Source organism: Campylobacter troglodytis (genome assembly GCF_006864425.1).
Taxonomy (GTDB): Bacteria; Campylobacterota; Campylobacteria; order Campylobacterales; family Campylobacteraceae; genus Campylobacter_D; species Campylobacter_D troglodytis.
Map to the genome: position 1 here is coordinate 1 of NZ_QHLI01000051.1, position 20,563 is coordinate 20,563.

Here is a 20,563-nt window from a genome sequence, read left to right on the forward strand (position 1 = left end):
CTGCTTTGTTGAATGGAGAGGACTCTTTTGAGACTGAGGGCTTGGCAAATTCAAAGGGCAAGGGCGATACTAGCAGGGCTGAGAATGTGGGAAATTCAAAGGGCAAAGAAGGCTCTAAAAATGAGGAAACGAGATACAAAAATGCGGTAACTTGCTATGTAAGCTATGAAAAGATATCTTCTGATCTTGCTTGGGAGCTAAACTTGCCCTTGCCAAGACGGTATAAATTTGTACACTTGGCAAATTTTGGTATGGCTTGTTCTGCTATGAGATATTTTTATGGCTTTTGTAATCTAGCCGTGCTTTTTAAGCGCTTAGCCCAAGATGCCAAGGATGATTATACCCTAGCCTTTGACGCACTTGTAAGAAAGGATGAGAGGGTGAAGGTGGTGTATTTAGAAGGCTATAATCTAAAACTAACAAATTTGCATAAATTTTTGCATTTAATAGACGCGAAGGTTCCCCTTGTATGTATGCTAAAGGATCCCATTTCAACCTATAAGTCTTTCATAGCTCATCCCTCAGCTAACTTCATTCATAGCTTTAATCTAAGCTTTGATTATGAGGATGTTTTAAGGCTTTATTATTTTGCCAAGGGCAAGTGGAAAGAGGATGAGCCTAATATAGAAAATATAGAAAATATAGAAAGAGGTGGTATAAATTCAAATCATGATCTTTCTTTAAGCTCTCGTATAGAGCTTTTAAACAAAAGATCTGAGCTTATCTTTTTAACTATGGAGGAAATTAACGAAGAAAGAGCCTTTGATACCATCACAAACTTAGCCTTAAGGCTTGGCTTTAAGCCTCCAAAGATAGAGGATAAAGAGAGGTTTGAATCTCGCATTGCAGGTGGGGACTTTTATGCTATGGCTAGGTGGCTTTATCTACATAATGATGACATTAAGATAATGTATGAGGAGGGAAAGCAGGAGCAAAGAGATGAAAGCAGCTTGCAAAAAAGCGATGCCATAAAGGTTTTCATAGGCAATGCCCCTCAAGCACCTATGGGCTACATAAAGGCAAATGAGATCTTTTTTAACGAGCCCTTGAGCGTGAATGCCCTTGGCTTTTTCTTTGCAAACGAAAAAGACATACAAAGGCTTAAAGATAATAAGCCCTTGCTTGAGGCTAGTAAAAAATACCTAAAGGGCTATGTCCTAGCCCTTCAAAAAGCCATTGCAAGAGATAAGGCAAAGCGTTTTAATGAGGAGCAGATGCTAGCTTATATAAGAACTTCTAAGAGGGTAAGGGATTATTATAAGCAAAAATTTGACAAAGAATTTGTAATCATCAAGGAGCTAGTGCCTGAGATTGTCGCTACTTGGAAGTATTATCATAAATTTGAGCAAATGTGCAAGGAGCTTGATAGGGTTTAAGAGCTTGCCTTAAGTTTGTCCGTGCTAGCAAAATGAGTTTGACATTTAAAAGGCTAAAATTCATAAAGCAGAATTGAAGACTTTGAATTTTGGCTTTTAATTTGGGTATGTTTAATGAAACTGTTTGAATTTTGGCTTTGAAATTATGAGCTTGAATTTAAATTTGGAGTGCTTTGAAGTTTGGCTTGTTTGATGGTTTGCTTGAATTTAGGCTTTTAAATTATGGGTTTGAATTTGAGCTTTGCAAAGCTTTGCTTGAATTTAAACTTTTTTAAAAGATAAGCTGTGTGAATTTAAATTCTTTTAAAATACGACTTGCTTGAATTTAAGCTTTGCAAAGCTTTATTTTGTTATGACAAAATATGCTTGAATTTGGCTTTTGTGGCTAAGTTAATTTTTTAAATGATGAGTTGTTTGAATTCAAGCTTTGTAAAAGCTACTTGCTTTTAACCCCTCTTGGCTTTTTGTGGCTGAGTGTAGGCTTATTTATAGGATGAGTTGTGTGAATTTAAACTCTTTTAAAATATGATTTGCTTGAATTCAAGTTTGTTGAAATGATGAATGGTTTGAATTTAAATTTACTTAAAAGACAAACTTATCAAAATTTAGCCCAGTGAAAATCTAACTAGCCCCTTAAAATCTTAGCTAGCACAAGCAAGGAAGCTATTAAAAACTCCTTTTTAACAAGCTTTGAATTTGTTTTTAGCTCGTATTCGCTTTCCAATAAGAGCTTAAAAATTTGATGAAACTGTGTAATTTTAAGCTTTAATGAAGCATTTATCATCTTGTTTGCTATTTGAGGAGGAGGCATATAGCCAAGCAGGGCTTTTAGATCAGCCTTCCCATAAGATTTCGCATACAAGGCTATCTTAAAAAGCCTATAAAAGCTTGAATGAAGCGAGTTTATAAGGGCTATTTCATTAAAATTATCCAAAAGTTTTTCTAGATCATCTTGTATATTACCCACATTTAAAAGCTTGTCAAAAAAGGCATCAAAGCCCACCACGCTTAGGCTAAAGCTGTATTTTTCAATGGTATTTTCATCTATGTTTAATTCTTTGAATTTATTTAGCTCAGCTGCTGCAAGGTATAAATTCTCATCAAAATTAGCATAAAGGGCATAAAGGGCATTTTGAGTGGCATTTATTTTCAGCTCTTTTGCACGAAGTTCTAAGAGCTGCACTCCTTCTTTGGCATTGCTTGGGGCAAAAAAACGAGCGAAGTTGTTTTCAAAGATCTTTTCTAGCTCACTTTGTCTTGAAGGCTCCTCATAAAACTCAAGCAAGAAGAAATTAGAATCATCCTTTTTACACAGCTTAATTAAGGCTTCAAGCTCCTTTTGTGAGGGCTTTTTGGTGCATTTTATTTCTAAAAGCTTAGAGCTAGCAAACAAAGAAGCTGAGCCCAAAAAATTACTAGCCCTTGAAAAATCATACTCTTCAAAATAAAGCCTAAGCTCCTCCTCAGCCTTAAATCTAAGCCTTATGGCATTTGCAAAAAGCTCGGTTTGAAAGCTCTCGCTTCCATACAGGGCAAAGAAATTTGGAAAATACTTCCCCGAAAGTAAGCGCTCTAAGTCTCTTCTATACATCTTTTCTCGTTTGTTTAATTTTAAACCTTGATTTTAGCATAATTTTGCTTGAAATTTATTTTTGTGGGTAAGTCTGGCTTAAAGATCTTCTTTGTGAATTAACTTTATCTATCTTTAAAATTTAGCTTAATTTAAAGCCTCTTTGAAAGCTCTTATGATTTAGCCAAATTTAAACAAACACCCTTATGATTTAGCCAAATTTAAGCCTATTAAAGCATACTTAGTCCTTTGATTTAAAAGAAGAAAAATTTTGCCTTAAAGCCTCATAAGCTATGATGCCAACGCTTGTGGCTAAATTTAAGCTTCTGCCACAGTCTTTCATAGGTATCCTCATTAAATGCTCTTCATTCATACTCATTAAGATCTCAGGCAAACCAAAGCTTTCGCTTCCAAAAAACAAAAAATCCCCACCCTTAAACTCAAGCTCAAAATAAGCCCTCTGCCCCTTCGTACTAGCAAAGAAAAATCTCTCTTTATGCTCTAAATTTTTAGCCAAAAACTCATCTAAGCTTTGCCAAATGATAGGTTCTAACTTAGCCCAATAATCAAGCCCAGCCCTTCTTACAGCCTTTTGATCAAGATCAAACACAGTAGGCTTAATAATATGCAAAGCAAAACCAGCATTAAAGCACATCCTGCCTATGCTTCCTGTATTTTGTGCTATGCGAGGATGAACTAGAACTATGTTAAACATTTATGCACCTTTAAGTTCTTTGAGTCTAATGTGAATTTAAAGCTTTTTTGAAAATTTAGCTTCTTTATTTAAAAAGGCTTTTTTTAAAGTATTAATCTTAGACAAAATGCCATCTTTGTCATTTTAAGCCTGTGCTAATAATGCAAAAATTTTATGACAAAATGCCTTAAATTTATGGCTTCTTTGCCTACTGCTACAAGCTAAAATGACGCATTGATATTTTTAAAAATAGCCTTGCAAAAAATATAAATCTTTATCTGTCTTAATCTCTGCTAGGTAGCTAAGACATATTTTAAAAAAACGACATTTTGTACCAAGCATAGTTTTTTTAAAAAACTAAACCTAGTCCGTAACGCTAAGTTTATTTAGAGGGCAAAGTTTATAATCTAAATCTTTCTTTGACAAGCAAAGTTTTTGCGATAAAACACAGCTTTTTTGACAAGCAAAGCCTTTGCAAAGCCAAAGTTTTTTAAGGCTAAATTCAAGGCTAACTCAAATTTAAGATACTTTTTTTTAACAACAAAGTGCTGTGAATTTATCCTCTTTAAAAAAGCTAAAAGCGATAAGGCTAGTTTTAAATTTAAGCTTGAATTTACACTTTTAATAACAAAACACTATGAATTTCTCCACTTTAAAAAAGCTAAAAACGGCTTTAAATTCAAGCTTTAATTAACACCGTTATTTTAACGCTTGAATTTACACCGTTATTTTAAGGCTTTATTTCGCACCGTTATCTTTAAGATTGATTTTACACCGTTATTTTAAAGTTTAAATTTAAAAGGCTTGAATTTAAACGGTTATTTTCAAGCCTTAAAAGCCACAGTTTGCTAACTCAAAGCTAAATTCAAGCTTTTTGCCCTTTATGAAGGCGACAACTTTCAAAGTTAGCTTTTTGCAAATTAAGAACTAAACTAATTCAAATTCAAGCAAGAAATAACTCAGCCCTCATTCATAAATCTTTCAAGCAAGGCTCTAAGCTCTTTTGCATTTTTAAATTCATCCTCCCCACACTCATCCTCGCCCCATCTTGCGTGTATGTAAGGAATCTTCGCATTTTGTGCGGCAAATCTATCCTTGTCGCTATCTCCTACAAAGATGGTTTTTTCAAATTTAGCCTCAGCTCTTATAAGCTTTATCATAGCAGGATCAGGCTTTGGCTCTATATTATCTGCCACCCCTACTAATTTATCAAAATAAAAAAGGATCTTATGCTTACCTAAGATCTCATTTAAAGAGCTATGCGGGGCATTTGTAGCAATGGCTAAAAAACAGCTCTTAGCCCTTAAAAACTCTAAGACCTCCACAACCCCCTCATATAAAATAACGCTTTGCCTATAATGCTTTACAAAGTAACGCTCAAAGCCATCCTTAAAGGTGCTATTTTTAAAATCATCTATATTATAAAGTATCTTTGCGAAGTCCTTGCCAGGAGTATTAATAGTTTGCATAATTAGCTTATTTTCTAAGGCTTTTAAGCCTAATTCCTCTCTTATCTCATTAACAGCAGCACAAATGGCATTTGAGCTATTAATTAAGGTCCCATCCATATCAAAGATCACAGTTATCATCAAGCCTCCTTAATTTTGCTTTATGTTTTTCTTTTTTGTAGCTTTTTTCTTTTTTTAGCTTTTCAAGGGCATTTGCCTTAGATACTAAGTCCTCCTTGCTAAAAGTTAGGCTCAAACAGTCATTTACAAAATCCTCAAGCCCCCTTGTATAAGCTGAATTTAATGTAACAGCAGAGTTTTTATCAAAAAGTGCGTAGTTTTTAAGCACGGTTTTTTCAAAAATATCCTTGTTAAAATCTTCTTTTTTAAGAGACAAAAGGGCTATATTGTAAAATTTCTCCAAGGCTCTAAGATAGCGGGTTCTATTTGCTTTTTCTTTTTTCATTCTGCCTCGAAATTTTTGATATTTTCCTCAAAGACCTCATCATTATCGCAAAGTATTAGCAAAAGATCGCTTGGCTCAAATATGATGGCACTATTTGCCTTTATATATTCACCCTGTCTTTTAATAAGCAAGATGATAAAATCCCCACTTAATTCAAGCTCAACTATGCTCTTGCCGATGACATTTGAATCTTGCTTGATTATATACTGCTTAAAGGTGCTATGAGAGATGGGCAAGTTTGTACTTAGTGGCTTTTCTTCTTTGTCATTTATGTCTAAAAACTTTGCAAGAGGATTAAGGCTAATTCCTTGTATGAGAACAGATAAGATCACTATGAAAAATACTATATTAAAGATAAAACCAGCTCCCTCAAGCTCAGCTGCTAAGGGATAAGTAGCAAGTATGATAGGAACTGTCCCACGAAGTCCAACCCAGGATATAAAGAGCTTTTCTTTGTTATTGAATTTCCTAAAAAATAAAAGGCTTAAAAACACAGCCGCAGGGCGGGCTATAAACATAGTAAGAACTGCCACCCCAAGTCCAAGCAAGGCAACACCTGTAAGCTGAGAGGGCAAAACCAAAAGCCCAAGGGTTAAAAAGATCACAACCTGAGCAAGCCAAGCAGCACTATCATGAAAGCTAATAAGCCCCCTTTTATGCACAAACTCCCTAGAATTTGCCACTATGCCAAGCAAATAAACGCACAAATACCCATTTGCTCCAAGCTTTTGACTCAATGCAAAGGATAAAAAGACCCAGGCCAGGGTAAAAACAGGATAAAGCCCTGTGGAGTCAAGCTTGATCTTATTGATGATAAAGGGCATTAGCATACCAAAGACATAAGCACATAAAAAGCCTAGCACAAACTGAGTAAGCATAGTAAGGGCAAAGTCTGAAACTGTGGGCATTTGAGCCAGTGAGATCATTTCTATGACAGTAATGGTCAAAAATATGGCCATAGGGTCGTTTGAGCCACTTTCAAGCTCCAAAAGCGGGGCTATGTTATTTTTAAGCTTCAAGCCCTTGCTTCTCATTATGGCAAAAACAGCTGCTGCGTCTGTTGAGCTGATGATAACCCCCAAAAGCAAGGCATCATTTAAGGAAAAGCCAAGCAAATAATAGCAAAGCAAGGCTATGAAGGCTGCTGTTAATATGACCCCTAGGGTAGCAAGGATTATGCCCTCTTTAAGCACGGGGCGAACTGCCTTAAAGCTCGTATCAAAGCCACCTGCAAAGAGTATGAGTATAAGACAAAGCATGCCTATGTCCTGGGCTATGGTAACATTATCAAAATCTATCTTAAAAATTCCCTCACTTCCTGCTAACATGCCCACAAAGATAAAGATTAAAAGCACGGGTATGCCGTATCTATCGCCAAATTTAGAAAAGATCACGCAGGCTATAAACAAAGAGGCTGAGATCAAGATATATGCTTCCACGCCCTACTCCTAGTTTCTTTTTTTCTCTTCATAAAAGATCAGATCAAAGCTGTTTGTGTGTTTAATAACGGCATTTTGCTTGCCTCCTTGAAATTTATGAAGCTCTAAGCGAAGCTCATCAATCAGACTTTCAAATTCTTGGATCTTGCTTTTTAGCTTTAAGATCACATCAACTCCGGCTAAATTCACGCCCATATCACGAGTTAAACGCAAAATAAGCTTAATGCGATCAATGTCCTTTTGCGAGTAAAGCCTCATCTTGCCATCCGTGCGAGAAGGCTCGACAAGTCCTTCTCTTTCATACTGCCGCAGGGTTTGAGGATGGATACTCAGCACCTTTGCGACAACGGAGATTAAATAAACGGGTTCATCGTAGTTGTGTTCCATTGTGTTTTTCCTTTCTTGTAACGGCATTGTCTCTTGGCTGCCTTTGCGGGAGCTTGTAAAAATCGCACTTCGACAGGTTTCATTACCTAGTCTCGTGCGATTTTTCCTGCGCAACCCACAAATTCAGCTCAAGATACAATGCCTTATCCTATCTAGTTTAAAATCTTGCAATTCTACATTTTTTTCATAGCAAAAAACGGACTTCCGTCCGTTTGCCTTTCAAATGTGTTTAAAAAACACACCTTGTGCGTTTGCCTTTCAAAGTTTTATGCGTTTGCCTTATCCACTTTTGTTTAAAAATTCAGCCCTAAAAAGCCCCCTGACCTGCGGAGGGGGTTTGGGAGTGGGTGAATTCAAATGCTTTTGATGCGAATTTTTACTTTTATTTTGACACTTCCGTGAATTTTTGCCTTTACCCGTCATTGCGAGATTTTGTGTAACAAAATCGTAGCAATCCACAAATTCAAGCTCTCGCTTGAATTTATCATATTCAACATATACTAAATATCCACAAACGCAGCTCATCCATTTGCCTTGTCAAATTCATAGCAAAACGCACCTAGTGCCTTTTCCTTTCAAATGTTTCTAAAAAACTCATTTTATGCATTTTCCTTATCTACTTTCTCAAAACGCACTTTCGTGCGTAAAATTCACGCTTTGTGTGAAAAAGCCCCTATCTTGCAAGACACAAACTTTTAAACTCTCTATCTTGTGAGATGCAAGCCTTTAAGCACTCTGCCGTGCGGAGGGCGACATAAAAAGCCCTCCCACTCCCTTACAGAAGGCTCACCTTTAAAGTCCCCTCCCTTGCGGAGGGGGTTTGGGGGGGTGGGTAAATTCACGCAAGGCGTAAATTTTGCCTTTGACATTTCCGTGAATTTTTACATAAAATTCAACAAATTCATAAAAAATTCACACTTTTTTGCAAAGGTGTGAATTTTTGCTCCCTACCCATCATTGCGAGCTTTGACGAAGTTAAACCTTGGCAATCCACAAATTCAAGCTCGTACTTGAATTTTGGCGTAAAATCAAGCTTGTCCATTTTATAAGCCAAAAATTTTCCCAAATCAGAGCTTGAAAAGCTGTAATATCCTCCGTTTTTATATTTTCTCAAAGCCCTTACAAAGTCTAAAAACTCATCGTTTCGCAGGGCTTTTTCAAAACAAGTTAAAGGCAAATCGCTCACTATATAAAGTCCGCTAAATACGCCCTCTCCAGCTTTAACCTCGCAAATTCGTAAATCTTTAAGCCCTTTTATGAGCGTATTAAAGGCGATTTTGCGTTTGTAAGTATCCTTAATCGCTTGTCTTCGTCCAAATTCTAACCAGCCTTGCCCCCTTAAATCCCTACTTTTAAGCCGTTTTTCATACTCTTTATAACGCTTTAAAACAGCCCCACTTGGGCTTAGAAAGTCGCCGTTTTTATCATAAGGGTAAATGCACTCAAGCCATTTGCCATTTGAAGCCTTTAAAATAGGAATTTTTGGGTAAGTTAGCCCACTAAAATCACCTACAAAAAACTCATCGCAAAGCGTGGCAAAGCCGTTTTTTACAGCCAAAGGCTTTAAATTCAAAAGCTCTTTGAATTTCGCTTGCCCCAAAAAAATCTCTTTGTTTGGCAAAAAAAGCTCTTTGTAGCTTATATTTCGCTCGTTTTCTAGCCTTTTATTTTTAAATTCGCTCGCTTTTACAAAGTCGTGTCTAAACCCCTTTTTAAAAGCAGATACAAGGCTATAAGTGATGATTTTTTCAAAGATTTTTTCGTGTGAAAAATCAATGATTTGTCTTAGATTTTGCGTGGCTTGAATTTTTGCCCTAAAACTCGCTCCTGCCTTGCTATTTAGCCAAGAACTAGGGCTTATGAAAATTAGCTCACCTCCATTTTTCAAACACTCAAAGCCAAGCTCAAAAAAGATTAAAAATAAATCGCTCATCCCCCCACGCGTGAATTTTCTAGCATTCTCATTTAGATTATGCACCCTAATGTAAGGGGGATTTCCTATGATTAAATCAACTTGCCCTTTAAATTCAGCGTAAAGTGTCAAAAAATCGCCCTTAATCAACTTCCATTTTACATTTTTTAAGCCAAACTCAGAAGCGATTTTGTCTAAATTCTCAAAGCAAATTTGCAAAGCTAAATCGTCAATATCAATGCCTATTAGATTTTTTTCAAGCTCAAATTGTAAGCGGTTTAAATCATTTGATTTTTCTAAAAATTCTTTTATATAGCGGCGTAGAATTTGCACTAAAAACGCCCCCTCTCCACAGCCTGCTTCTAAAATTTTTAGCCCACAAAGGCTTTTAAATTCACTTAAATTCAGCATTAAATCGACTATAAAAGTGGGAGTAAAAACCTGTCCTAAATTTTTGGATTTTGTGAATTTTTTAGGATTTTGCGTAGCTAAATTTTCGTCATTTAAATTTAAAAAATCATCATTTTTTTTGTTTAAAAATTTGGCATTTTTATTTAAATTTTTTTGTGTTAAAAGAGTTGAATTCTTTGTGTCAAATAAGCTCACAAAAGACGCGTTTTTGCTATTATCTTGTAATTTTAAACTCATTTTAAACCCTTATGTTTTTGCAATTTTATTAACAAAGCAAAGCTAGAATTCAATTTTTGAATTTTGACAATTTTTTGTCCCTTTCTTTAAAAAGCACAAAGAAAAATGCGACAAATTCAAGCTAAAATTTAAAAAAGCACTCAAAAATTTCACGGCAATTTTTCCTGCAAAACTTTTTTTAAGCCCTCATCCAGCTCATCAACACTTGGCAACACCACATTGAGCGTTAAGTATAAATCCCCATAAATATCGCTTTTGCGGTTTTGCACCCCATAACCTTTTAAGCGGATTTTTTGTGCGTTTTTTGAATTTGCAGGGATTTTAACGCTCACTTCCTTGCGAGGCGTTTGCACCCTTATGCTAGCACCAAAAAGAGCAGTTTTTAAAGAAATATCGCATTTTTTATACAAGTCATCGCCCTGTCTTTCATACTCTGTGCTAGCTCCAAGCTTTACTTGCACGATTAAATCCCCTCTTTGTGAGCCAAAGCCCTTGCCCTTGCCCCGAATTCTCAGCTTTTCTCCGCTGTTTATGCCGTGGGGGATTTTAATCTTTATGCTTTCTCCATTGAATTTAATGCTTTGCTCGCCTCCTAAAACCGCTATGTCAAAGGGGATTAAAAGCTCTGCGTTTAAATCTAGGTTTTGATTTTGAGAGCTTTTAAAACCTGAATTTGAGCTAAAACCACCCCCAAAGCCTCCTCCAAAGCCACTAAAATTGCGAAAAAGCTCATTTAAAATGTCGTTCATATTCGCATTTCCAGCACTTCTTGTAAAATCGCTAAAGCTTTGCCCCCCAAACATTGAGTCTCCATACCTATCATACTGCGCTCGTTTTTGCCCATCGCTTAAAATCTCATAGGCTGCGTTAATCTCTTTGAATTTTTCCTCTGCATTTTTTTCTTTGTTTATGTCTGGGTGGTATTTGCGAGCAAGCCTTCTGTAAGCTTTTTTTATCTCATCGCTACTTGCATTTTTTGAAATTCCCAAAGTGTCATATAAACTATTACTCATCTTTATCCTTAAAATTATCTTTTGCCAAATTCAAGGCTTGAATTTAAAAAATCAAAGTTTTGAATTTAAAAAATTCAGCCAAGCTTTTACAAATTCAATTCAAGCCTAAAATATCCAAATTTTCTATATTAAAATTGTTTTTTCAAGCCATAAAATTCACACAATTATAACATAAACTTTAGTCTAAGTCAATCAAGTTTTATAAGTTTTTTCATTTAATTTTAGGAAAATTCAGCCCTAACAAAAAGATAGGCATTTTTATAAACTGTGTAAAAATATTAAGATAATTTTGTATTATCAAAATTTAAAAAAGCCTTATTTTATAGTATTTTATACCCTATATCTTAAAAACAAAAAAAAAAAAAACGATAATTTAACTTAAAAATTTATACAAAATTTTGAAAGTTTATGTTATTATTTTTTCCAAATAATTTTTCCAAAAAGGTTTTCAGTGAAAAAAGAAGTTGCTTTAGCTTTCATCGTTGCTTTTGCATTTGCAGAAGAAGAAATTAAAGATTATAAACTAGAAGAAACACGCATAGAGGTTGAACTTGATGATAGCAAAAAGTATAATTCAGGTGCTATCATCAATGAAAAGCTTTTAAAATCTGCTCCAAGCGGAAATGGGGATATAGGAAGTGCTCTAAAAATGTTACCAAATGTTCAATTTGATAATTCCCAGCTCAAATCCTCTACACCCGGTGAGATTGACCCTGCAAAAGTAAGCATTTCAGGGGGACTTCATTATCAAAACAATTTTATGCTTGATGGGGTAAATATGAACAACGATTTAGACCCAGCAGGAACAGGCTCTTGGGTAGGCAATGCCCCTGGCCGTTCTCAAGGCATAGCCATTGATACAAGTCTTTTAGAGAGCATAAAAGTGCAAGATTCAAACATAGGTGCAGCTTACGGAGGCTTTACGGGCGGCGTTGTAGAAGCACAAACAAGAAGACCCGAAAAGAATTTTGGAGCAGATATAAGCTATCAAATCACTCAAGGCAAGGCAAATGGTGGTTTAGACTTTAAAAACTTTTTAAATGGCTCTTTATCGCTTACAAATTATCATCTTTATGAAAATCAAGATAAGGAAAAATTTATCGATTCTTATGATGATAGCAACCAACCAAATTTCATCAAACATATTGCAAGAATGAGTTTAGAAAGCAAGGTAAATGATAAATTTTCATTAATCGGTTCTATCACAAGCACTATAAGCATTATCCCACTTCGCAGGAGTGATGATACTTATAAAGGAAATTCAGGAGCTTACCAGTCATCTCCTGTAGATCCTGATGACTCAGCTAGTGCAAAACAAAATCAAAAAAGAGAAATTTATAATTATTTCATAAAGGGCTATTATGATATGAGCGAGAATTTAAAGCTCGAATTTGGCTATACTTATGCTCCACAGTATGATTACCGTTTTATGGTAGGCACGCAAGATGATTATTATAGTTTCACCTCAGGCGGTCATCAATTTTCTTCTAAAATTTCTTGGTATAACAAGCTTGGTTTTTTGACAAATACTCTGAGTTATTCTCAGCTTGAAAACTCGGCTGAGACAAATTTTAATGCCACGAAGTATTGGCAAATTTCAGATTCTAAAAGATGGAGCAATTGGGCTAATTGGGTTAGAAGTGGAGGATACGCACCAAGTCAAAGCACACAAAGAACACTCACAAATACCATTTCACAAGAATTCACACCTTTTGAGCTTGGTTTAAGCTTACATACCATAACAACAGGCTTAGAGCTTTCTTATCAATATTCTGATTTTAAATTTTCAAAGCCTTATGATTCTGCTGTAAAAACGCAAACCTTTATGACCCAAGCTCAACAAGCCCTTTGTCAAACTACGGATATGAGCTGGTGCGATACAGCAAAGGCTTATGATGTAAGGGGCTTTGAAAGCTTTGCTTATACCAAAGATCCTACTGCATTTGACATAGGAACTATGCCTGATGGGAGAAAATATCTTATTTGGAAGTATGGGCAGTGGATAGATTCTATCACTCGTTTTGATGATAAAAAGAAAATTTCTGTGAGCAATAAAGCCTTAGCTTATTTTCTACAAGATGACATTATGATAAATTTTAAAAGATTTGGCACTGTTAATCTTCGCGGTGGATTGAGGTTTGATTATGACACTTATATGTCAAAACTCACTAGCGCGCCTCGTTTTTCTCTAAGTTATGTCCCACCTTGGAGCAATAGGGGGGGGGGGCTTCATACTCAACTCACCTTTGGGTTAAACCGTTATTATGGGCGAAACATAACAGGCTTAGCCTTAAGCGACGGTATGGACAGCTTGAAAAAAACCCTTTATAGAAGTTCGCCTGATAAATCTTTCGATGATATAAATAAAGAATGCGAACCCTATGTAAGCAGAACACTAAAAAGAGAAAGCTACACAGACCCATTAACAGGCAAACAAGCGACAAGAAGTTATTATGAGTATTATGATGCGCAAGGACAAAAGCTTGACAAAACTGACTGCTATGAAGTTTCTAAAAATTCAACTAAATTTGACAAGCTTAAAGTGCCTTATGTTGATGAATTTATGGCTGGTTTGCAGCAAGATTTTATGGGGATAAAATTTGAGACAAAATACATTTATAGAGAAAACAAAGACGACATTCGTCAGATAAGAAGCGATTACAGAAATCTTTTAAAAGATGAAAGATATGCAGATACTTATTACACTTACACGAATGAGGGCAAGGCTTGGAGCAATATCATCACTTTTAGTGCGCAAAACACTGAGCCTTTTAAATTTTTAGGGGCTGAAAATTTTCTTTTATTTGCCTTTGATTATACTGATGTGAAGAGAAATTATGTGGATTATACTGAAATTTCAAGGGATAAATCAGAAGATGAGCGTATAGTTTATAATGGAGAGCTTATTCACAGCTCACAAAGACCAGCAAGTAATTTTGCCCGCCCTTATACCTTAAGACTTACAAGTATGCACCTCTTTGAATTTGGGCAAAACACTCTCACCTTAAATAACTTTTTTAGATTTCGTTCATCTTATAATGCCATAGCCTTAATATCACTTGCCAGAAGCACGCCACGAGCCACAGGAGTAGCAGCGTCTCAGTATAAAGAAGAATACAAAGCCTATACTCAATACGGTAAATATAAAATTCCAGCCGCATTTTCGTGGGATATGAGAGTAGGTATTGAAAGAAAATTTTTTGGCAAACATAGCCTTTATCTTAACATCGACATTTTCAATGTTTTAGATGCTAAAAATACAACTATCAACACTCAAAGCTATACAGGATACAGTTATAGCCCTAGCTTAGGCTATGAGCTTGGAAGGCAGTTTTGGTTGCAAGTGGGATATAAATATTAAGGCTCAAGATACTTTAATAGGATTTTCTCTTATCAACTTTAATAAATTTTGATAAAGATTTTGTCCTAAATTTTTCGTATTATATCTAAATTCTGTTTCTTTTAAGTGAAACACAAAATTTTCTTTTTTTATGCCCCTAAATTTAGCTAATCTAAACTTTGCAAAGCCCCAAAAGTTCTCTATTCCGTTGATATGATTTCGTCCATTTGCAAACTCGTTTTTAGAGTGTTTTACTCGGTAATGAGCTTTTGCTCCAAAATCAACCAAGCCATCATAAGCCTTCCAGCTGTCGCTGTAAATCTCGCACTCGTTAAGCTCCGCAAAGTCCATTATGATAGCTAGTAGCTCTTTGGCAGAGCAGTGTTTGACGACCTGCGTATAAACGCAACCATTTCGTTTTAGCATACCGAACACAGGTGTCTTTTTTCCAGCTCCACGCCCCCTTTTTCCACGCACACGCCTTGCACCGAAATAACTCTCATCGACTTCTATCTCACCACTCATTTTCTAAAGAAACTTCGTTTTGCTGATTTTTTCGCACTCTTTGGCTATTAAAATGCGAATTTCTTGCAAAATTCTATTCACACAAGGACGAGAAATTTTGCAAATTTCGGCTATTTTTTTCGCCTCTAAATCAAGGCAGAAATACTTCAAAATTTCCCTAAATTATATCTGCGAAATTCGGGAGCGAATCATATACTTGTTTTTCATTTTACTTTCCATACTTTAAAATAATATTGCATCAAATTAAAGTGTCTTGAGGCAAAAATTCAATTCAAGCCTAAAATATCCAAATTCCATAATATTAAATTTTTCTTTTCAAGCCATAAAATTCACGCCATTATAACATAAACTTTAGTCTAAGTCAATCAAGTTTTCTTTTTCATTTAATTTTAGCAAAATTTAGCCTTATCAAAAAGATAGGCATTTTTATAAACTGTGTAAAAATATTAAGATAATTTTGTATTATCAAAATTTAAAAAAGCCTTATTTTATAGTATTTTACACCATATATCTTAAAAACAAAAAAAAAAAAAAACGATAATTTAACTTAAAAATTTATACAAAATTTTGAAAGTTTATGTTATTATAAGCACGATTTTTAAAAAAGGACTGTTATGAAAAAATTTATCCTTCTTAGTGTGATTGCAAGTTTGGCTTTAGCTGATGAGATAAAAGATTACGAGCTTGAAGCTACTACCATCGAGGCTAATCTCAATGAAACCACAAAATACAGCTCAGGTGCAAGCCTTGGAAAATCCCAGCTTGAAAGCACGCCCTCAGGTAATGGCGACATAGGCTCAGCCCTCAAGGTCTTGCCAAATGTGCAGTATGACAACACCCAAAGCCGCTCCACCACCCCCGGCGAAATAGACCCAGCAAATGTCAGCATTAGCGGGGGACTTCATTATCAAAACAACTTCCAAATCGATGGCTTTAATATGAATAATGATTTGACATCAAATGTCGCCAGAGGGCATAATATCAACACAGGCTTTGGAGGCACTTCTCAGGGGCTAAACATTGACACCAGCCTACTTGAAAGCATAGTGGTGCAGGACTCTAACATAGGTGCAGCCTACGGAGGCTTTACGGGAGGCGTTGTCGAGGCAAATGTCCGCAGAGCAAGGAAAGATGGCAAATGGCACACGGACATTAGCTATCAAATGACTCAAGGAAATGCCAACGGCTTTTCACTCACTCAGTATCACACAGACGAAAGAGCCAAAGACGCCTTGCTTAACAGCACGGATGAAAACTATCAGCCAAAATTCATAAAACACATAGTTCGTGCGAGTTTAGAGGGCTACATTACCGATACCTTCGGCATTGTGGCAAGTTTTAACACCACGCAAAGCTTCATACCGCTTTTTGCTAGCGATAAGACAGGGCAAAATGGGCAAAAATGGACTCAAAAACGCCAAAGCTACAACTACTATATAAAAGGACATTATCAGCCAAATGAAAACTTCCTTTTGGAGCTGAATTTAGGCTATTTGCCACAATACAACACCTATTTTGAACCCGGCGACTTTGACTCATTTTACACCTACTCAGTGGGTGGCTATCAAGGCGGTGTAAAAGCCATTTCTATGCACAAATTAGGCACTTGGACGAACTCTTTGGGCTACTCTTACCTAGAAAATTCAAGGCAAACAGACATTCCCGTGTATTACCGCTGGTATATGAGCCCTGAAAACGACTATGGGCTTGGAAACTACTCCACAAGATATGGCTCAAGGTATATTAGGCAAGGAAATGACGGCGATTTAGACCAAAAGGCACAAAGTTTGCCCTTTAAAAGCGACTTTGCCTTTGAGCCTGTCAAGGCGTGGCTAGGCACACATACCTTTCACATAGGCTTTGAGCTAAATTATCAATGGGCAAAAAAGGTTAGACCGAGGGACTATCCTCAGTATTCTTACTGGGGCAGAGTTGCCTCAAATGGCAATGCCACGATCACTACACTTGAAGGACAGGGCTTGCCTCGTCCGCTTCTTCCCGGACAAAGCTGCCCCACAGGACCTGATAGATTTGGAGGCTATCCTTGCGCTTATGGAAAGCCCTATGACAAGCCAAATGTTTGGACTCAACAAGACTATGACCAAGCTATAGGGCAGTGGTTTGATAGGATAGGCTCATTTTTTAGCAAGACAAGTTTATCAATGTCTGAATTTTCTTACGGAGCCTTTGTGGAGGATGATATACATTTTGATTTGGGTAAATTTGGAGAGCTAAACACTAGGCTTGGGCTGAGGCTTGATGGGGATGATTATATGAGTAAAAAGACCCTTGCACCACGCTTTGCTGTAAATTACATAACCCCGGCCCCTCAAAGCTACCAAACAAAGCTCACCTTTGGAGCAAACCGCTACTACGCAAGAAATCTTTTTTCTTATAGGCTTTTGGACTTTCCGCCTGCTGATAGCGTTAAGCAATACACAAGAAACGGACCCGATGATGACTGGGTTGAAGACAAGGTAACTAGCTTTAATTTTAGCTACGGCGTGCTTTTGGATAAAAAGCTAAATATCCCCTATGATGACGAGCTAATGGCTGGGCTTAGTCAAAATTTTGGCATCTTCAATGCGAATTTAAAATACATTTACCGAGAGGGCAAGGACGAGCTAAACCGCGTGCGTAATACTTCCTTGGATTTAGGCACTTTGCCAGCTCCAGATGGCTCGCAATATAACTACTCCGTGTGGAGAAATGAGGGTAGCTCAAAAAGGCATATAGTGAGCCTTACAGTTGAAAACTACGAGCCTATAAAGACCCTTGGAATTCAACACCACTACTTACTAGCCTTTGACTACACCGATGTGAAGCGAAGTTACAGCACTACAAGCTACGACACGCTTGATTTTAGCGATGCTGACATAGTTTATGATGGCAAGCTCATCAAATACCGAGATAGACCCGTTGACAACTACGCACGCCCTTATACTTTAAGGCTTTCTACCACGCATACGGCTAAATTTTGGCGAACAAAATGGCTTTTTAATAACTTCTTTCGCTACCGCTCACCTTATGAGAGGATGGTAACTGTTACTACAAATGCAAACAACATTGCTAGAGATTATGCGGCTCTGTTTCCAAATGCTGACATAGCTGGGGTGTATGCAAAGAAAAAATTCGCAGGTGCCTTTACTTGGGATATGCGTGTGGGCTTTGAAATAGATGTTCACAAAGGCAACACCTTTTACACAAATGTAGATATAATCAATGTCTTAAACAAGGCAAATCAAACCGCCATAAGTAATTCAAGCGGAAATGTGGGTGATGGCATAGCAGGCTCAGCTTACACCTACTCTGTGTATGAGGTAGGAAGGCAGTTTTGGCTACAGGTGGGGTATAAATACTGAATTTTAGGGGTGTGAATTTATAGCAAAATGTCATTTGAAAGCCCTAACTTTTGCGAGAGGGCAACCCTTGAAAGCCCCCTCACTTGCGGAGGGGGATTTAGGGGGTGGGTATTCAAACAGGTAGCCTTGAAAGTGGCGACAAGAAACGCTAACCGCAAAAACAAAGTGAAAAATGAAGCGAAACGCTTTGACCCGAGCGGTCAAAATCTTTGATTTTGGGACACCGCTCGTGGGCAACCGCGCCCCGCGAATTTGTAGCTTTGTTTTTGCCTTTGAATTTGTCTAAAATTCAAGCATTTTGCTGAATTTTACCTTTAAATTCAGCTTTTTGCTGAAAATTTAGGCTTTTGGCTTGAATTTTTTGTAGATTGCTACGCCGACTTTGTCGGCTAGCAATGACGAATTTAGAGGCATTGTCCTTTAAATTCAGGCACTGTCTTTGGCAATATACCCACCCCACACAGCGGGTTGCGAGCGTAGCTAAGCAAAAACCCCCTCCGCAAGACAGGGGGCTTTTGATTATCCACTTGCAAGGCTTAAGTTGAAGCAAAAGTGAGGGGCTTTTAAACACTTTTTTACAAAAAACCAAAACCTAAATTAAACTTAAGTCAAATTGAAAGCTTATGAAGTTATGATTATGCCTATAAAAAACAAAGATTCGTTTCCGAATTTCGCCAAATGTAATTTAGGGAAATTTTGCATTATTTTTTACTTCGTGCTACGCGTCTTGTAACTTTTGGGGAATTGATTTAGAGGCTAAAAAAATCACTGAACTTTGTCAAATTCATCATCAAAGTTTGTGCAAAATTTTCAAAGAAATTCTCATTTTAATCGCCAAAGAATGCGAGAAAATTAGCAAAACTAAGTTTCTTTAGAAAATGAGTGGTGAGATTGAAGTTGATGAAAGTTATTTCGGTGGGATGCGTGGAAAGCGTAGACGTGGAACTGATCGCAAACGCCTGTATTTGGAATGCTAAAACACAATCGCACGAGTTTATACGCAGGTCGTCAAACATTGCTCAGACCAAGAACTATTGCCTATTATAAGGGACTTTGCAGATGCCCTAAATGCCACAATTTCAGGAGAGCTTCAAAGCCTACTGTGCCTTGGTGGATTTGTGTGCAAAGGCACATTATAGGGTAAAACACGCCAAATTCGAATTTGCAAAGGGACATAAGCACATAAACGAAATTGTGATTTTTTTTTGCTTCGTGCTCTTGCAACTGCGTAGTAGAAGCGACTTTGCGAAATTTAAACTTGCTAAATTTAAGGACTAAAAAAGAAAATTTTGTCCTTCACTTGAAAGAAACAAAATTTAGACGAAAAATTTATGACACAAATCTCATCAAAATTTATTAAAATTGATAAAGCAAAATTCGCTTAAATTAAATTGAGTCTAAAATCAATAAGCCAAAATCTTAATTAAAGCATCTTGAGTCTTGAATTTATATACAGTGTCAAAATCAGTGGATTTTATTATGACACTTACCAAATAACCATCTTGCACGAAAGCTCTAAAAAATTTATCATTAAATAAGATTAAAATCTAGATCAAGTTTTACTTAAATTGATAAAGCAAAATCCTTCAGTTAAGCCAAATTTTTGTCGCCATTTTTTCATCATCTTTAATCTTTTTGAATTTTTTATCAAGATTTTTATAGCATTGATTTACCTTGAGCTTTATCTGTGTATGTGTGCTAATACATATCATAGATATCTTTTGCAAATGTGAAATTTTATCCTTGAAAACTTTTAACAAAATTTAAATGCTCTTTAAATTTGAATTTGAAAAAATTGAATTTAATATGCAAAATGCCAACAAAATGCGAGTAGGGATGATTTTACTAAGAAACCTTTTCATTTTTTCAAGCATTTAAATATAACTCTCATTTATTACCTCTACTTCGTTTTTGTTTTGTTTATAAGTTTTTTGGTAAAATGCACTAGGAGCGTATTCTATGACTATTTCATCCTTGCTTTTGCGCGTTATGACAACCGACATAGAGCTTAATTCACAGTCTATAATTTCCTCATCCAAGCACAGTTGTATTTGATGTTCTACCTTGACATTATCGCTTGGTAGCTTAATGGTGGAGATTATTTTGTTTATTCTACGCAAAACCTCATAATCATCGCTTACTTTGCTTTGTAAATGCACCTTTATTGCTTCCTCTATGCTCTTAGAGCCTATGATGATACACTTTTGAGAGTTTTCTTCGTAAGCATATTCTTTTTTGTCGCAGTTTATTGCGATGGCAGAATTTGTGTTAGTTTGTGCCAAAACTTGTGTAGATTCATCCTTAGTTTCGTTTAAAGTCTGTGAATTTATGCTTGAATTTATTTTAGATTGAGCTTTCAGATCTTTATGAGCTATCATTTGCA

At 36.3% G+C, this 20,563-nt stretch carries 16 protein-coding genes and 1 pseudogene; 4 read left to right on the plus strand and 13 right to left on the minus strand.

The window, feature by feature from the left end; all coding sequences use genetic code 11:
* A partial coding sequence (locus tag DMC01_RS09765; protein ID WP_142694041.1) for a DUF2972 domain-containing protein occupies positions 1-1,376 on the plus strand: 1,376 nt, incomplete at its 5' end.
* Between the two features lie 625 nt (positions 1,377-2,001).
* On the opposite strand, the gene holA is transcribed toward DMC01_RS09765, so the two are convergent.
* The 10 genes from holA to DMC01_RS09810 form a co-directional block, all read right to left on the minus strand.
* Positions 2,002-2,967 carry a DNA polymerase III subunit delta gene (holA, locus tag DMC01_RS09770; protein WP_142694042.1) on the minus strand — a complete coding sequence of 322 codons (966 nt, stop codon included), beginning with the start codon at positions 2,965-2,967 and terminating at the stop codon, positions 2,002-2,004.
* Between the two features lie 220 nt (positions 2,968-3,187).
* Positions 3,188-3,661: a tRNA (cytidine(34)-2'-O)-methyltransferase gene (locus DMC01_RS09775; RefSeq protein WP_142694043.1), complete on the minus strand. Its 474-nt coding sequence runs from the start codon at positions 3,659-3,661 to the stop codon at positions 3,188-3,190.
* A 938-nt stretch (positions 3,662-4,599) separates the two neighbouring features.
* Complete coding sequence (locus DMC01_RS09780; RefSeq protein ID WP_142694044.1) at positions 4,600-5,229, minus strand: HAD family hydrolase; 630 nt, start codon at positions 5,227-5,229, stop codon at positions 4,600-4,602.
* Complete coding sequence (locus DMC01_RS09785; RefSeq protein WP_142694045.1) at positions 5,210-5,554, minus strand: hypothetical protein; 345 nt, start codon at positions 5,552-5,554, stop codon at positions 5,210-5,212. Before DMC01_RS09785 ends, DMC01_RS09780 begins: the two co-directional genes overlap by 20 nt.
* Complete coding sequence (locus tag DMC01_RS09790; RefSeq protein WP_142694046.1) at positions 5,551-6,993, minus strand: potassium/proton antiporter; 1,443 nt, start codon at positions 6,991-6,993, stop codon at positions 5,551-5,553. Before DMC01_RS09790 ends, DMC01_RS09785 begins: the two co-directional genes overlap by 4 nt.
* Before the next feature lie 9 nt (positions 6,994-7,002).
* On the minus strand, positions 7,003-7,380 hold the full coding sequence (locus DMC01_RS09795; RefSeq protein ID WP_142694047.1) for a heat shock protein transcriptional repressor HspR: 378 nt from the start codon (positions 7,378-7,380) through the stop codon (positions 7,003-7,005).
* Between the two features lie 279 nt (positions 7,381-7,659).
* Entirely contained in the window at positions 7,660-7,905 is a 246-nt protein-coding gene (locus tag DMC01_RS09800) for a hypothetical protein (protein ID WP_142694048.1), read from the minus strand.
* Positions 7,906-8,084: 179 nt separating this feature from the next.
* On the minus strand, positions 8,085-8,249 hold the full coding sequence (locus tag DMC01_RS13660) for a hypothetical protein (protein WP_185908856.1): 165 nt from the start codon (positions 8,247-8,249) through the stop codon (positions 8,085-8,087).
* Positions 8,250-8,281: 32 nt separating this feature from the next.
* Complete coding sequence (locus tag DMC01_RS09805; RefSeq protein WP_142694049.1) at positions 8,282-9,940, minus strand: Eco57I restriction-modification methylase domain-containing protein; 1,659 nt, start codon at positions 9,938-9,940, stop codon at positions 8,282-8,284.
* Positions 9,941-10,089: 149 nt separating this feature from the next.
* Positions 10,090-10,953, minus strand: coding sequence for a DnaJ C-terminal domain-containing protein (locus tag DMC01_RS09810; RefSeq protein ID WP_142694050.1), 864 nt, complete (start codon positions 10,951-10,953; stop codon positions 10,090-10,092).
* A gap of 451 nt (positions 10,954-11,404) precedes the next feature.
* On the opposite strand from DMC01_RS09810, the gene DMC01_RS09815 reads away from it, so the two are divergent.
* The gene (locus tag DMC01_RS09815) at positions 11,405-14,314 is read left to right on the plus strand and encodes a TonB-dependent receptor plug domain-containing protein (RefSeq protein WP_185908857.1); all 2,910 of its coding nucleotides are present in this window, start codon (positions 11,405-11,407) and stop codon (positions 14,312-14,314) included.
* Positions 14,315-14,317: 3 nt separating this feature from the next.
* Here the strand turns inward: DMC01_RS09815 and DMC01_RS09820 are convergent.
* Positions 14,318-14,971, minus strand: a pseudogene (locus DMC01_RS09820) (IS1595 family transposase).
* 461 nt (positions 14,972-15,432) lie between these two features.
* Here DMC01_RS09820 and DMC01_RS09825 point away from each other — a divergent pair.
* The gene (locus DMC01_RS09825) at positions 15,433-18,180 is read left to right on the plus strand and encodes a porin family protein (RefSeq protein ID WP_142694052.1); all 2,748 of its coding nucleotides are present in this window, start codon (positions 15,433-15,435) and stop codon (positions 18,178-18,180) included.
* A 404-nt stretch (positions 18,181-18,584) separates the two neighbouring features.
* Here the strand turns inward: DMC01_RS09825 and DMC01_RS16010 are convergent, their stop codons facing one another.
* On the minus strand, positions 18,585-18,707 hold the full coding sequence (locus DMC01_RS16010) for a hypothetical protein (RefSeq protein ID WP_282432298.1): 123 nt from the start codon (positions 18,705-18,707) through the stop codon (positions 18,585-18,587).
* Between the two features lie 541 nt (positions 18,708-19,248).
* Between DMC01_RS16010 and DMC01_RS09830 the strand changes: the two genes are divergently transcribed.
* The gene (locus tag DMC01_RS09830) at positions 19,249-19,458 is read left to right on the plus strand and encodes a hypothetical protein (RefSeq protein ID WP_142694053.1); all 210 of its coding nucleotides are present in this window, start codon (positions 19,249-19,251) and stop codon (positions 19,456-19,458) included.
* 596 nt (positions 19,459-20,054) lie between these two features.
* Here DMC01_RS09830 and DMC01_RS13665 read toward each other — a convergent pair.
* Positions 20,055-20,563 (minus strand): hypothetical protein (locus DMC01_RS13665; RefSeq protein ID WP_185908858.1); only part of this gene is annotated, 509 nt, incomplete at its 5' end.

What these genes read in the sequence shown, in the direction of transcription:
- DMC01_RS09830 (WP_142694053.1), top strand. Translation starts at nt 19,249, where the DNA reads ATGCCACAATTTCAGGAGAGCTTCAAAGCCTACTGTGCCTTGGTGGAT.
- DMC01_RS09775 (WP_142694043.1), bottom strand. Translation starts at nt 3,661, where the DNA reads ATGTTTAACATAGTTCTAGTTCATCCTCGCATAGCACAAAATACAGGA.
- DMC01_RS09785 (WP_142694045.1), bottom strand. Translation starts at nt 5,554, where the DNA reads ATGAAAAAAGAAAAAGCAAATAGAACCCGCTATCTTAGAGCCTTGGAG.
- DMC01_RS13660 (WP_185908856.1), bottom strand. Translation starts at nt 8,249, where the DNA reads ATGTCAAAGGCAAAATTTACGCCTTGCGTGAATTTACCCACCCCCCCA.
- DMC01_RS09780 (WP_142694044.1), bottom strand. Translation starts at nt 5,229, where the DNA reads ATGATAACTGTGATCTTTGATATGGATGGGACCTTAATTAATAGCTCA.
- DMC01_RS09825 (WP_142694052.1), top strand. Translation starts at nt 15,433, where the DNA reads ATGAAAAAATTTATCCTTCTTAGTGTGATTGCAAGTTTGGCTTTAGCT.
- DMC01_RS09805 (WP_142694049.1), bottom strand. Translation starts at nt 9,940, where the DNA reads ATGAGTTTAAAATTACAAGATAATAGCAAAAACGCGTCTTTTGTGAGC.
- DMC01_RS09810 (WP_142694050.1), bottom strand. Translation starts at nt 10,953, where the DNA reads ATGAGTAATAGTTTATATGACACTTTGGGAATTTCAAAAAATGCAAGT.
- DMC01_RS09800 (WP_142694048.1), bottom strand. Translation starts at nt 7,905, where the DNA reads ATGAGCTGCGTTTGTGGATATTTAGTATATGTTGAATATGATAAATTC.
- DMC01_RS09795 (WP_142694047.1), bottom strand. Translation starts at nt 7,380, where the DNA reads ATGGAACACAACTACGATGAACCCGTTTATTTAATCTCCGTTGTCGCA.
- holA (WP_142694042.1), bottom strand. Translation starts at nt 2,967, where the DNA reads ATGTATAGAAGAGACTTAGAGCGCTTACTTTCGGGGAAGTATTTTCCA.